Source organism: Geobacillus sp. FSL W8-1251 (assembly GCF_038005945.1).
Taxonomy (GTDB): Bacteria; Bacillota; Bacilli; order Bacillales; family Anoxybacillaceae; genus Geobacillus; species Geobacillus stearothermophilus.
The window spans coordinates 580,266-593,292 of sequence record NZ_JBBOUF010000001.1 but is presented as its reverse complement, the minus strand read 5'-3'; the positions used below and the strand labels follow the sequence as shown (position 1 = coordinate 593,292).

Genomic DNA, 13,027 nt, shown 5'->3' with positions numbered 1-13,027 from the left:
TTGATCAAGCATAAAAATAGCCCTTGCTGGCGGATCTCCAGTAGAATGAAAGTGTCACCCAACATTCGAAAGGAGAGATCCCCCATGCAAGAGCACTTTCATTTTACTACAGATCCAGCCAAACTTCAAAAACAATATGCCGCTATTTTCTGTTTTGTTTCTGCCCAACTGTCGTTGATTCAAATGTATCTTCATCGCCGCAACCGTCACTTGGTCAAGCAAGAAGACGAAGTGGTCATGGCGGTTCACCTTTTGGGGAAGCTGCTGGGCTTTTCTTCCGAACGAGCCTGGCATCGTTTTGTCACGGGAAATTTGTTCACAAACGGCTCGTTTCTTGAACGCTCCCGATACAACCGCCGCTGCCGGGCGCTTGGTTTCGCCATCAAATGGATCCGTCATGAGCTGGCGAAACGTGGCCAACACCATGCTTATGCGGTCGTCGACAGCTTGCCTCTTCCGTTGTGCCATCCCGCAAGAATGCAGCGCGTCAAGCGATTTCGAGGGATCGCGGATATGGGGTATTGTGCTTCCAAAAAGCAATGGTACTACGGTTTCAAGCTGCATCTTCAAGTGACCAATCAAGGGCTGGCCATGGGCTATGTCGTGACGGAAGCGTCCTGCCACGACGTCAAAGCCGCTGAAACGGTGATGACTCAAATCCCTCATCCCTACAACTTTGGGGACAAAGGGTACATCAGCCACGCTCTTCGAGAAAAGCTGTACGAAGAACACCAAGTCGCGTTCTGGACACCGTCTCGACACAATCAAAAGCACGGCCCATCCAAGGCATGGGAAGAATGGATCCAAAAAAAACGCAAAGTCATCGAGACGGTGTTTTCGATTCTCGTAGACCAATACCGGATCACCGACATTCGAGCGAATTCCATGGCCGGGTTTGAAGTGGCACTCGATGGCATCTTGTTGGCTTATTCCTTGGTCACACTAGGGCTGGTTGAGCGCTGACGCTCAACTAGCACCACGGGTATGTTTAATATGTTAAAATAATAGAAGGGAGCATTCCCTTCTATTTTTTATGCGAACGGAGGAAAGGCACCGATGAAATATAAAAGCGTCTTTGACATCATCGGCCCGGTGATGGTCGGACCGTCAAGCTCGCATACCGCCGGGGCGGCGCGCATCGGCCTCGTCGCGCGCAAGCTGTTTGGAAGACAGCCTGAATGGGCGCGCATCTCGTTTTACGGCTCGTTTGCCGAAACGTACCGGGGGCATGGGACCGATGTGGCCATCGTCGCCGGGCTGCTTGGATTTGATACGTTTGATGAGCGCATCCCGGACGCTCTGGCGATCGCTCAGGCTGCGGGAATGGACGTCTCGTTTTCCGCCGAAGAGGCGATTCCGCATCACCCGAACACGGCGCGTGTGCGCATTGGCGACGGAAAAGGGGAGCTTGAGCTTGTCGGCGTGTCCATTGGCGGAGGGAAAATTGAAATCATCGAGTTAAACGGGTTCGAGTTAAAGTTGTCGGGCCATCACCCAGCGCTATTAATCATGCATAACGACCGTTACGGGACGATCGGGGCGGTGGCCAGCGCGCTGGCGAAGCATGCCATTAATATCGGCCATATGGAAGTATCGCGCAAGGAAAAAGGGAAGGAAGCGCTGATGACGATCGAAGTCGATCAACCGTTGACCGACGAGCTTTTGCAAGAGTTGGAGCAGCTGCCTAACATTATTCAAGTAACCAAACTCGTTGATTAAATCGAAAACGGTTCCATGTTTTGCGAAGACAGCCATGATGACGGACAGGAAGGATGGGGAAAAGAGAATGTTTCGCAATGTTGCCGAGCTTGTTGCATTGGCGGAAAAAGAGCAAATCAAAATCGCTGAGGTGATGATCCGCCAAGAAGTCGAAGTGAGCGGGCGCAGCCGGGAGGAGATTATGGCGCAAATGGAGCGCCACCTCGAAGTGATGGAGCGGGCTGTTGAAAGAGGGCTGCAAGGAGTCGTTTCCCGCTCGGGGCTGACAGGCGGCGATGCGGTGCGGGTGCAGCGCTATATCGAGCAGGGTCGCTTTTTGTCCGGGGAAACGATTTTGGATGCCGTCAGCAAAGCCATGGCGACAAATGAAGTGAACGCGGCCATGGGCGTCATTTGTGCGACGCCGACAGCGGGCTCAGCCGGCGTTGTCCCCGGGACGCTGTTTGCCGTGAAAGAGCGGTTGAATCCGACGAGAAAAGAAATGGTCGAATTTTTGTTCACCGCTGGGGCGTTCGGCTATGTCGTCGCCAACAATGCTTCCATCTCAGGGGCGGCCGGCGGCTGTCAAGCCGAAGTCGGTTCGGCAGCCGGCATGGCGGCAGCGGCGCTCGTTGAGCTGGCCGGCGGAACGCCTGCTCAAGCAGCCGAAGCGATGGCGATCGCCTTAAAAAATATGCTAGGATTAGTATGTGATCCTGTCGCTGGCTTGGTCGAAGTGCCGTGCGTCAAACGGAATGCGATGGGGGCGGCCAACGCCATGATCGCTGCTGATATGGCGCTGGCCGGTGTAAAAAGCCGCATTCCGTGTGATGAAGTGATCGAGGCGATGTACCGCATCGGCGCGGCCATGCCGGTGGCGCTGAAAGAAACTGCGCAAGGGGGGTTGGCCGCGACGCCGACCGGCCGCGCCATCGCGGCCCGCATTTTCGGCGCTTCTGCGGCATCGAAGTGAACGAAACGATGCAACAGCCGGTGACGGCGGTCAAAGGCATCGGTGAAGAAACGGCGGCGGCGCTCGCCGACATCGGCATCACAACCGTCGGCGACCTGCTCATGTATGCGCCGTACCGGTATGACGATTACGAACAAAAAGATCTAGCCGCCGCCCGCCATGAAGAAAAAGTGACAGTGGAAGGGAAGGTGCACAGCGCCCCGCTTGTAACGTATTACGGAAAAAAAAAGTCGCGCCTTTCCTTTCGCCTGCTTTCCGGCCGCTATTTAATCACGGTTGTCTGCTTCAACCGCCCGTATTTGAAAGAAAAACTCGCCTTCAATGAAACGGTGACCGTAATCGGCAAATGGGACCGGCACCGGCAGGCGATCAACGCCTATGAGCTTCGTTTCGGGGCCGCCCCGGAGACGGCCGGCATTGAACCGGTCTATTCGGTGCGCAGCCCGCTGACGGTCAAAACGATGCGCCGGCTCATGAAGGCGGCGTTCGCCCAGTTTGGCGCGCACATTCCCGACCCGCTGCCGCCCGCTTTGCGCCGCGCCTACCGTCTTGTCGACAAGCAGGAGGCGGTTCGCGCCCTTCATTTTCCGCGCTCGCGTGAAGAGTTGCACCAGGCGCGACGCCGGCTCGTCTATGAAGAGTTTTTGCTGTACCAGCTGAAAATGCAGGCGTTTCGGCGAATTGTGCGCGACGGGCAGCACGGCGTCGCCCATTCGTTTTCCGAAGAGCGGCTGGCGGCGTTTCTTTCCGCTTTGCCGTTTTCATTAACGAACGCCCAGCGGCGCGTCATCAAGGAGATTTTGGCCGATATGCGGGCGCCAAGGCAAATGAACCGTCTTTTGCAAGGCGATGTCGGCTCCGGCAAGACGGTCGTGGCCGCCGTGGCGCTGTATGCGGCGGTGTTGTCCGGCTTTCAAGGAGCGCTGATGGTGCCGACGGAAATTTTGGCTGAGCAGCATGCCCGCTCGCTCGCCGACCTGTTTGCCGGCACAGATGTCACGCTGGCGCTGTTGACAAGCTCCGTGAAAGGGAAGAGGCGCAAAGAGCTGCTTGCGGAATTGGAGGAAGGGGCGATCGACATCGTCATTGGGACGCATGCGTTGATTCAAGAAGGTGTACAGTTTCGCCGGCTCGGCCTCGCCATTACTGATGAGCAGCACCGGTTTGGCGTCGAGCAGCGTCGCATTTTGCGCGAAAAGGGGCATGCCCCGGACGTGCTGATGATGACGGCGACGCCGATTCCGCGCACGCTGGCGATCACGGCGTTCGGCGATATGGACGTATCAGTGCTCGACGAAATGCCGGCCGGGCGGAAGAAAGTGGAAACGCATTGGGTCAAGCATCATCAATTCGCGCGTGTGCTCGATTTTATCGAAAAAGAGCTTCGTCGGGGGCATCAGGCGTACGTCATTTGTCCGCTTATTGAAGAGTCGGAAAAATTGGATGTGCAAAATGCCATTGATGTTCATAGTCAGCTCGTCCACTACTACCGCGGGAAATATGAGATCGGCCTCATGCACGGCCGGCTGTCGGCCGATGAAAAAGAAGCGGTGATGCGAGCGTTCAGTGAAAACCGCATTCATGTGCTCGTTTCGACAACGGTCGTGGAAGTCGGGGTGAATGTGCCGAACGCCACCGTGATGGTCATCTATGACGCCGAACGGTTTGGACTTGCCCAGCTTCATCAGCTGCGCGGCCGGGTCGGGCGGGGGGACGCCCAGTCATACTGCATTTTAATTGCCGACCCGAAATCGGAAGTCGGTAAAGAACGGATGCGCATCATGACGGAGACGACGGACGGGTTTGTGCTGGCGGAAAAGGATTTGGAGCTGCGTGGTCCAGGCGATTTTTTCGGCACGAAACAAAGCGGGCTTCCGGAGTTTCAATTTGGCGATCCGGTGCATGATTACCGCATCTTGGAAGTCGCGCGCCGCGATGCCGCCAAACTCGTGTCGATGACGGCGTTTTGGCGTGATGAAGCGTACGCGGGGCTGCGCGCCGAACTTGAGGCGTCCGGCGTGCTCGATGGAGAAAAGCTAGATTAATAGGCAGGCGGCAAAATGTGGCCGCTTTTCACTTTTTCTGCTTGCATTCCGTTTTTTGATATTATATATTACTTTTAGTACCTAGTCATAAAACCGGACGGTGTAACGAATCGATGAGAAAAAGCAAACGCGAACGGCAACGGCTGCTGCAGGAGACGATCCGGGAAAATCCGTTTATCACCGACGAAGAGCTGGCAGAAAAGTTCTCAGTCAGCGTGCAGACGATCCGCCTCGACCGGCTTGAACTGTCGATTCCGGAGCTGCGCGAGCGCATTAAACATGTTGCCCGCCAGTCGTTCGCGGATAAAGTGCGGGCGCTGCCGCTTGAGGAAGTGATCGGCGATATTATCGACATTGAGCCGGATGAGAGCGCCATTTCCATTTTCGATGTGAAAGAAGATCATGTGTTCCGGCGCACCCGCATCGCCCGCGGCCATCATTTGTTCGCCCAGGCGAATTCGCTCGCCGTTGCCGTAATCCATGACGAATTGGCGCTGACGGCGAAAGCGACGATCCGCTTTGTTCGTCAAGTCAAGGAAGGCGAACGGGTGGTGGCGAAGGCGAAGGTGACCGGCAAAACGGCGAACGGGCGCACGATTGTCGACGTAAACAGCTACGTCGGCCAAGAGCTCGTGTTTTCCGGAACGTTCGAAATGTATCGTTCAAACATAGAGAAAAAGGATGGCGACAGCAATGAACATCGCGATTGATGCCATGGGAGGCGACCATGCTCCACGCGAAATCGTCCTTGGGGCGGCTCGAGCCGCCGCGCATTTTCCCGACATTCATATTACGCTTATCGGCGACGAAGCGAAAATCCGTCCGCATGTGCCGGACGGTGGGCGCCTGTCGATCCTCCATGCCGATGAGGTGATTGAAGCGACCGATGAGCCGGTGCGGGCTGTGCGGCGCAAAAAAAACTCGTCGTTGGTGCGCATGGCGGAAGAAGTGAAAGAAGGGCGCGCTGACGCGTGCATATCGGCCGGCAATACTGGTGCGTTGATGGCGACTGGGCTGTTTGTCGTTGGGCGGATTGCCGGCATCGACCGGCCAGCGCTCGCGCCGACATTGCCTACGCTGGACGGGCGGGGGTTTGTCTTTTTGGATGTCGGCGCCAATGTCGACGCCCGCCCGGAGCATTTGCAGCAATATGCGATTATGGGGCACGTGTATGCCCAACAAGTGCGGGGCATCGCCAAGCCGCGCATCGGCCTGCTCAACGTCGGCACCGAAGATCAAAAAGGGAATGAAACCGTGAAGCGGGCGTTCTCCTTGCTGAAAGAAACGAACCTTCATTTCATCGGCAATGTGGAGGCGCGCGATTTGCTCAATGGCGTGGCCGATGTCGTTGTCGCTGATGGGTTTGCCGGCAATGTCGCCTTAAAAACGATCGAGGGAACGGCGATGGCGCTTTTTTCGTTGCTCAAGCAGACGCTGACAAGCGGCGCGGTCGCAAAACTCGCCGCCGCTGTCCTCAAGCCGAAGCTCGCCGGACTGAAAAAGATGATGGACTACTCCGAATACGGCGGGGCGGCGTTGTTCGGCTTGAACGCTCCGGTCATTAAAGCGCACGGCTCATCCGATGCGAACGCTATTTTCCATGCCGTCCGCCAAGCGCGCGAGATAGTGGCCCATGATGTCATTGGCACGATCAAAGCGGAGCTCGAGCGGGCATAATGGATAAAGGAGGAAGCAAAATGGGTAAAATCGCCTTTTTATTTCCGGGACAAGGGTCGCAAACGGTCGGCATGGCCAAGGACGCCGCCGACCGCGACGCCCGCGCCCGTGCGGTGATTGAGGCGGCTGACGAGCGGCTCGGATTTCCGCTTTCTTCGCTCATGTTCAACGGGCCGCAAGCTGAGCTGACGCTGACGTACAACGCCCAGCCGGCGCTTTTGACCGCCAGCATCGCCTTGCTTCAGCTCGTAGACGGAGAAGGCTTGAAGGCCGATTACGTCGCCGGCCATAGTTTGGGTGAATACACGGCGCTCGTGGCCGCCGGCGCCATGTCGTTTGCCGACGCTGTCTATGCGGTGCGCCGCCGCGGCGAGCTGATGGATGAAGCGGTGCCGGCCGGCGAAGGGACGATGGCTGCCGTATTAGGGATGGAGGCAGAGGCGCTCGAAGCGGTGACGAACGAAATTGCCGCCCAAGGCCATCCGGTTGAGCCGGCCAATTTCAACTGCCCGGGGCAAATCGTCATCTCCGGTTCGAAAGCGGGAGTGGAAAAGGCGGGGCAGTTGGCGAAAGAGCGCGGCGCGAAACGCGTCATTCCGCTGGAAGTGAGCGGACCGTTCCATTCGTCGCTCATGAAGCCGGCGGCGGAAAAACTGCAGGCTGTTCTTGACAGCCTGGCCATTGAAGATGCTTCTGTTCCCGTCATCGCCAACGTAACGGCTGAGCCGGTGACGAAGAAAGAGGACATTGCCCGGCTTCTGATTGAACAGCTCTATTCGCCGGTGCGCTGGGAACAGTCGGTGCGCACGCTGTTGGCGCTTGGGGTCGACACGTTTGTCGAAATCGGACCGGGGAAAGTGTTGTCCGGTCTCGTGAAAAAAATCGACCGCAACGCCCGTGTTTATGCGGTAAACGATCTCGCTTCCTTGGAAACGACCATTGCGGCGCTGAAAGGAGAATAACAAAACAATGCTTGAAGGAAAAATCGCCCTCGTTACCGGGGCGTCGCGCGGCATCGGCCGGGCGGTTGCCTTGGAGCTCGCCCGTCAAGGGGCGAACGTCGTTGTCAACTATGCCGGCAGCGAGGCAAAAGCGAATGAAGTCGTTGAGATGATCCGCTCGCTCGGCCGCGAAGCGATCGCCGTCCAGGCGGACGTCGCCCGGGCGGAGGAGGTGGAGCGCTTGGTGAAAACAGCGCTCGACCAGTTCGGCCGCCTCGACATTTTGGTGAACAACGCCGGCATTACGCGCGACAATTTGCTCATGCGGATGAAAGAAGAAGAATGGGATGCGGTGATTAATACGAACTTAAAAGGGGTATTTCTTTGTACGAAGGCTGTGACACGGCCGATGATGAAGCAGCGCGGCGGCCGGATCATCAACATCGCCTCCGTCGTCGGGGTCATCGGCAACCCTGGGCAGGCGAACTACGTGGCGGCCAAAGCCGGCGTCATCGGATTGACGAAGACGGCCGCGCGCGAACTCGCCAGCCGGAACATCACCGTCAACGCCGTCGCACCGGGATTCATTACAACCGATATGACCGAAGCACTCAGCGAGGAATTGAAGGGGGAAATGTTAAAACAAATTCCGCTCGCCCGTTTCGGCGAGCCGGATGACGTCGCCCGCGTTGTGGCGTTTCTCGCGTCCGACGCCGCCGGCTACATGACCGGCCAGACGCTTCACGTTGATGGCGGCATGGTCATGCCGTAACAAAAGGCGGCTAGTATTTTCCCTGAGAATCGACTATAATCATGAAGGGAGGTGAACAGAATGGCAGACGTATTGGAACGTGTCACGAAAATCATCGTCGACCGGCTCGGGGTTGACGAATCGCAAGTGACGCTCGAGGCGAAGTTCAAAGACGATTTGGGTGCTGACTCGCTCGACATCGTCGAATTGGTCATGGAGCTCGAAGACGAATTCAACATGGAAATTTCCGACGAAGAAGCGGAAAAAATTGTCACAGTCGGAGATGCTGTGAACTACATAAAAAGCCATCTGTAATCCCGCTTTTTTGCAAAGTCCCGTTGCTCCGAACGGGGCTTTCTCTGCTTTTTAAGAGGCGCACGGGACCTAGCCGCGGAAAAAAGGCGCCTTTGCCACTCGCGTAGCGGGATGGTGAACGGATATAATAAAGGATAGTATACGGCCAGTTTTGTCTGGAACGAAGTCGGAGGGCATTTTTATGTCAAAACAAAAAGACAAAGAACGCATCCACGAAAAAAGGCGGGCGAAGTTTCAAGAACTGCAAAGGAAAATCGGGATCACCTTCCAAAATGAAAAGCTGTTGATGCAAGCGTTCACCCATTCATCGTATGTGAATGAGCATCGGCGGCGGCTTCACGAGGATAATGAACGGCTCGAGTTTTTGGGCGACGCCGTGCTGGAGCTGACCGTTTCCCAATATTTGTTTCAAAAATTCCCACATATGAGCGAAGGGCAGTTGACAAAGCTGCGGGCGGCCATTGTCTGCGAGCCGTCGCTTGTGAAATTTGCCAACTCCCTGTCGTTTGGCGAACTCGTTTTGCTTGGCAAAGGCGAGGAGCTGACCGGCGGACGGACGCGCCCGGCGCTTTTGGCTGACGTGTTTGAAGCGTTTATCGGCGCCCTTTATTTGGATCAAGGAATGGAGGCGGTCCTCCATTTTTTAGGGCAAACGATCTTTCCCAAAATAGATGAAGGTGCTTTTTCTCATGTGATGGATTTTAAAAGCCAGCTGCAGGAACTCGTGCAGCGCGACGGCAGCGGGACGCTTGAATACACCATTTTGGAAGAAAAAGGACCGGCCCACAACAAAGAGTTCGTCGCCCGCGTGGCGTTAAACGGCCAAGAGCTCGGCATCGGTGTCGGCCGCTCCAAAAAGGAAGCCGAGCAGCATGCGGCACAAATGGCGCTTGAGACGCTGCGGGCTGCCGAGCGGCCATAGAAGGCTGGCGCTTTTACGTCAGTCTTTTTGTATGAACATTTTTTCTCGACGCACTGTGGTGGTATATTGAAAACAGCAGCCTGTCCCGGTCCGCTCCGGCGGGCCGAGATCAAAGCGGAAAGATGGTGAAGCATCGTATCATGTTCCTGAAACGGTTAGATGTGATCGGCTTCAAATCATTCGCCGACCGCGTATCGATTGATTTTGTCCCCGGTGTCACGGCGGTTGTCGGCCCGAACGGAAGCGGCAAAAGCAACATTACCGACGCGATCCGCTGGGTGCTCGGCGAGCAGTCGGCGAAATCGCTGCGCGGGGCAAAAATGGAAGACGTCATTTTCGCCGGCAGCGACTCGCGCAAGCCGCTGAATGTCGCCGAAGTGACGATCACGCTCGACAACGAAGATGGCTTTTTGCCGCTTGAGTATCAAGAGGTGAGCATCACCCGGCGCGTTTACCGCTCCGGGGAAAGCGAGTTTTTCATCAACCGCCAGCCGTGCCGCTTAAAAGATATTGTCGATTTGTTTCTGGACTCCGGGCTTGGCAAGGAGGCGTTTTCGATCATCGGCCAAGGCCGGGTCGAAGAAATTTTAAGCAGCAAGCCGGAAGAGCGGCGTACGATTTTTGAAGAAGCGGCCGGTGTCTTGAAATACAAGCTGCGCAAAAAAAAGGCGGAAACAAAACTTGCGGAAACACAAGACAACTTGCATCGCGTCAACGACATTTTGCATGAGCTCGAACAGCAGCTTGAACCGCTTCGGATGCAGGCGTCAATCGCCAAAGAGTATTTGGAAAAACGCGAGGAGCTCGAGCGGTTTGAAGTGGCGCTTATGGTGCACGACATCGAGGAGCTGCACCGGCAATGGAGCGGACTGAAGGAAGCGCTTGATCGGCACCAGCAAGAGGAAGGAGCGCTGGCGGCGGCGCTGCACAAAATGGAAGCCCATATCGAACAGCTGCGCGACCAAATGGCGGCCATTGACGAGTCGATCGACGGCCTGCAGCAAGTGCTGCTGTTGGCAAGCGAGGAGCTTGAAAAACTCGAAGGCCGGAAGGAAGTGTTAAAAGAGAGGAAAAAAAATGCAGAAAAGCGGAAAGAGCAGCTTGAGGAGACTGCCGCCGCTTTAACGGCGAAACAGCGCCGCCTGGCCGAACGGCTCCGTGCAGAGCGGGCTGAGCTCGCCCGGCTTGAGGGCGCTGCCGCGGCGCTGGAGAAAGAGCTGAAAGAGAAACAAATGTCGCTTTCCGAGTATGAGGTTGATCTTGAGGAGGAGATCGAGCGGCGAAAGGGCGATTATATCGACCTTGTCCACGAACAAGCGGCGTTGAAAAACGAGCGCACGCATGTGGAGCAGGCGATCGGCAAGCTGCAGGCCAAGCGGGCGGCGCTCGACGAAGCGAACCGCCACCATCTTGCTGAACGCGAGCAGATAGAACGAAAACTGGCGGCTTCGCGTGCTGAGCAGTCCCGCCTTGAACAAGCCATCGCTGAGACGAGCGGGAAGCTGGCTCATATGACGGCCGCACTTGCGGCACAAAAGGCGGAGCTCGAACGGAATGAGTCGCTTTTGCAGCAGGCGCGTCAATACCGGCAGCAAACAAAAGCGCGCAAGCAATGGCTGGAAGAGATGCAACACGATTATGCCGGATTTTTCCAAGGGGTGAAGGAAGTATTAAAAGCGCGCGACCGGCTTCCCGGTATTCATGGCGCAATCGTTGAGCTGATCCGCGTGCCGGACCGCTACGAAACGGCGCTCGAAACGGCGCTCGGCGGCGCGATGCAGCACATCGTCGTCGACAGCGAAGCGGCGGCGCGGCAAGCCATCCACTATTTGAAAACGAACGGCCATGGGCGGGCGACGTTTTTGCCGCTTGACGTCATTCAAGCGCGCGCCCTGTCGGAGCGGGAGCGGGCGATGATCAGCGGCCATCCGGCGTTTGTCGGCATCGCAAGCGAACTGGTCGAGTACGATCGCGCCCACCAGGCGGCGATCGCCCATTTGCTTGGCCACGTCATCGTCACGGCGGACTTAAAAGGAGCCAATGAACTCGCCAAACTCCTTCAGTACCGCTATCGGCTCGTCACCCTTGACGGCGATGTCGTCAGTCCGGGCGGCGCGATGACCGGCGGCGGGGCGGCGAAAAAGACGGCTTCGCTGTTGGGCCGAGCCCGCGAGCTCGAGGCGATGGCTGCCAAATTGCGTGAAATGGATGAAACGATCGCCCGGCTCGAGCGCGATATCGCAGGGAAAGAGCGAGAGCGGGCGGAGCGGGAACGGGAGGCGGCTGCGCTGCAAGAGAAGATGGCGGCGCTGCAGCAGTCGTTGCAGGCGCAAAAAGACGAACAACGTGAACTCGACTGGCAAAAAAAGCGGATCGACGAGCGGCTCGCGCTGTACGATGAAGAAAAAGCGAACGATGAGCGTGAAGCGGCGGAACTCAACCGCCGTCTCGTCGCCGTTGACAGACAGCTTGAGCAGCTTGCCGGAAAGCTGCAAGCGATTGACGACGACATCAGCCGGCTGCAGGCGCAAAAACAGACGGAGCAAACGACAAAAGAAGCGCTGCAAGCCGCGATCACAGAACAAAAAGTCGCTTTGGCCGAGACGAAAGAACGGGTGAAACACGCGCGGCGGACAGTGGAGGAGCTTGAAACGGAATTGGCTGAAACGGCCCGCGAGCTCGAAGCAGCCGAACGGGAGCGCGCCGCCCTTGCCGCCGAAATGAACGCGCCGTCCTGGAACGAGGACAAACTGGAGCAACAGCGGCAGCAAAAGCTAGAAGACAAGCAAAAAACGATTGAACTCATCGCCAGCCGCCGCGAACAGCGGCTTGACTGCCAAGGGCGGCTTGAGCATTTGGAGCGGGAATGGAAAGAAGCGAAGCGCCAGCATAAACAGCTTGTCGATGTGGTCAAAGACGAAGAAGTGAAGTTGAACCGGCTGGACGTTGAGCTTGATAACTTGCTCACCCGGCTTGGCGAAGAGTATGGAATGTCGTTTGAGGCGGCCCGTTTGGCCTATCCGCTTGAAATCGGGGCCGAAGAGGCGCGCAAGCGAGTGAAGCTGATCAAGCGCGCCATCGATGAGCTCGGCACCGTCAATTTAGGAGCGATCGATGAATATGAGCGCGTTTCCGAACGGCACCGTTTTTTGAGCGAGCAAAAAGCCGATTTGGAAGAGGCGAAAGCGACGCTCCATCAAGTGATCGACGAAATGGACGAGGAAATGAAAAAACGGTTTTTTTCAACGTTCGAACAAATCCGCGCTCATTTCGGCGAGGTGTTCCGCGAGCTGTTCGGCGGCGGGCGCGCCGATTTGCGCCTGACTGACCCGAACGACTTGCTTGAAACCGGGGTGGAGATCGTCGCCCAGCCGCCGGGGAAAAAGCTGCAGCACTTAAGCCTGCTTTCAGGCGGTGAGCGGGCGTTGACGGCGATCGCCCTTTTGTTCTCGATTTTAAAAGTGCGCCCAGTGCCGTTTTGCGTCCTCGATGAAGTCGAGGCGGCGCTTGATGAAGCGAACGTGCAGCGCTACGCCCAATATTTGAAGCGGTTCAGCCGCGATACGCAATTTATCGTCATCACCCACCGGAAAGGGACGATGGAAGAGGCGGACGTGCTGTATGGCGTCACGATGCAAGAATCGGGCGTCTCGAAGCTCGTTTCCGTCCGTTTGGAAGACTCCAAGCAACTCGTGTCGTCATAGA

At 56.8% G+C, this 13,027-nt stretch carries 11 protein-coding genes; all 11 read left to right on the top strand.

The features are described from left to right. The first annotated feature begins 84 nt into the window (after nt 1–84). Nucleotides 85–963 carry an IS982-like element ISGsp1 family transposase gene (locus NSS88_RS02990; protein ID WP_095858768.1) on the top strand — a complete coding sequence of 293 codons (879 nt, stop codon included), beginning with the start codon at nt 85–87 and terminating at the stop codon, nt 961–963. 93 nt (nt 964–1,056) lie between these two features. Beyond that, nucleotides 1,057–1,719 carry an L-serine ammonia-lyase, iron-sulfur-dependent subunit beta gene (gene sdaAB / locus NSS88_RS02985; RefSeq protein WP_047818118.1) on the top strand — a complete coding sequence of 221 codons (663 nt, stop codon included), beginning with the start codon at nt 1,057–1,059 and terminating at the stop codon, nt 1,717–1,719. 67 nt (nt 1,720–1,786) lie between these two features. Then, nucleotides 1,787–2,671, top strand: coding sequence for an L-serine ammonia-lyase, iron-sulfur-dependent, subunit alpha (sdaAA, locus tag NSS88_RS02980; protein WP_055358402.1), 885 nt, complete (start codon nt 1,787–1,789; stop codon nt 2,669–2,671). Continuing rightward, nucleotides 2,668–4,716 (top strand): ATP-dependent DNA helicase RecG, encoded by a 2,049-nt coding sequence (gene recG, locus NSS88_RS02975; RefSeq protein ID WP_341082953.1) that lies wholly within the window; start codon nt 2,668–2,670, stop codon nt 4,714–4,716. Before sdaAA ends, recG begins: the two co-directional genes overlap by 4 nt. A 113-nt stretch (nt 4,717–4,829) precedes the next feature. Beyond that, nucleotides 4,830–5,426, top strand: coding sequence for a transcription factor FapR (gene fapR / locus NSS88_RS02970; RefSeq protein WP_033011168.1), 597 nt, complete (start codon nt 4,830–4,832; stop codon nt 5,424–5,426). Then, nucleotides 5,410–6,393 carry a phosphate acyltransferase PlsX gene (gene plsX / locus NSS88_RS02965; protein WP_061580847.1) on the top strand — a complete coding sequence of 328 codons (984 nt, stop codon included), beginning with the start codon at nt 5,410–5,412 and terminating at the stop codon, nt 6,391–6,393. Before fapR ends, plsX begins: the two co-directional genes overlap by 17 nt. A 20-nt stretch (nt 6,394–6,413) precedes the next feature. Continuing rightward, entirely contained in the window at nt 6,414–7,355 is a 942-nt protein-coding gene (gene fabD, locus NSS88_RS02960; protein WP_061580846.1) for an ACP S-malonyltransferase, read from the top strand. A 7-nt stretch (nt 7,356–7,362) separates the two neighbouring features. Then, entirely contained in the window at nt 7,363–8,106 is a 744-nt protein-coding gene (gene fabG, locus NSS88_RS02955) for a 3-oxoacyl-[acyl-carrier-protein] reductase (protein ID WP_033011164.1), read from the top strand. A gap of 60 nt (nt 8,107–8,166) precedes the next feature. Then, nucleotides 8,167–8,400, top strand: coding sequence for an acyl carrier protein (acpP, locus tag NSS88_RS02950; RefSeq protein WP_033016040.1), 234 nt, complete (start codon nt 8,167–8,169; stop codon nt 8,398–8,400). A 181-nt stretch (nt 8,401–8,581) separates the two neighbouring features. Beyond that, nucleotides 8,582–9,322: a ribonuclease III gene (rnc, locus tag NSS88_RS02945; RefSeq protein ID WP_033016039.1), complete on the top strand. Its 741-nt coding sequence runs from the start codon at nt 8,582–8,584 to the stop codon at nt 9,320–9,322. 140 nt (nt 9,323–9,462) lie between these two features. Next, nucleotides 9,463–13,026: a chromosome segregation protein SMC gene (gene smc, locus NSS88_RS02940; protein ID WP_049624362.1), complete on the top strand. Its 3,564-nt coding sequence runs from the start codon at nt 9,463–9,465 to the stop codon at nt 13,024–13,026. Nucleotide 13,027 lies beyond the last annotated feature (1 nt).

Excerpts from the sequence above, each read along its gene's own strand:
- NSS88_RS02990 (WP_095858768.1), top strand. The coding sequence starts at position 85 with ATGCAAGAGCACTTTCATTTTACTACAGATCCAGCCAAACTTCAAAAA.
- sdaAB (WP_047818118.1), top strand. The coding sequence starts at position 1,057 with ATGAAATATAAAAGCGTCTTTGACATCATCGGCCCGGTGATGGTCGGA.
- sdaAA (WP_055358402.1), top strand. The coding sequence starts at position 1,787 with ATGTTTCGCAATGTTGCCGAGCTTGTTGCATTGGCGGAAAAAGAGCAA.
- fapR (WP_033011168.1), top strand. The coding sequence starts at position 4,830 with ATGAGAAAAAGCAAACGCGAACGGCAACGGCTGCTGCAGGAGACGATC.
- plsX (WP_061580847.1), top strand. The coding sequence starts at position 5,410 with ATGAACATCGCGATTGATGCCATGGGAGGCGACCATGCTCCACGCGAA.
- fabD (WP_061580846.1), top strand. The coding sequence starts at position 6,414 with ATGGGTAAAATCGCCTTTTTATTTCCGGGACAAGGGTCGCAAACGGTC.
- fabG (WP_033011164.1), top strand. The coding sequence starts at position 7,363 with ATGCTTGAAGGAAAAATCGCCCTCGTTACCGGGGCGTCGCGCGGCATC.
- acpP (WP_033016040.1), top strand. The coding sequence starts at position 8,167 with ATGGCAGACGTATTGGAACGTGTCACGAAAATCATCGTCGACCGGCTC.
- rnc (WP_033016039.1), top strand. The coding sequence starts at position 8,582 with ATGTCAAAACAAAAAGACAAAGAACGCATCCACGAAAAAAGGCGGGCG.
- smc (WP_049624362.1), top strand. The coding sequence starts at position 9,463 with ATGTTCCTGAAACGGTTAGATGTGATCGGCTTCAAATCATTCGCCGAC.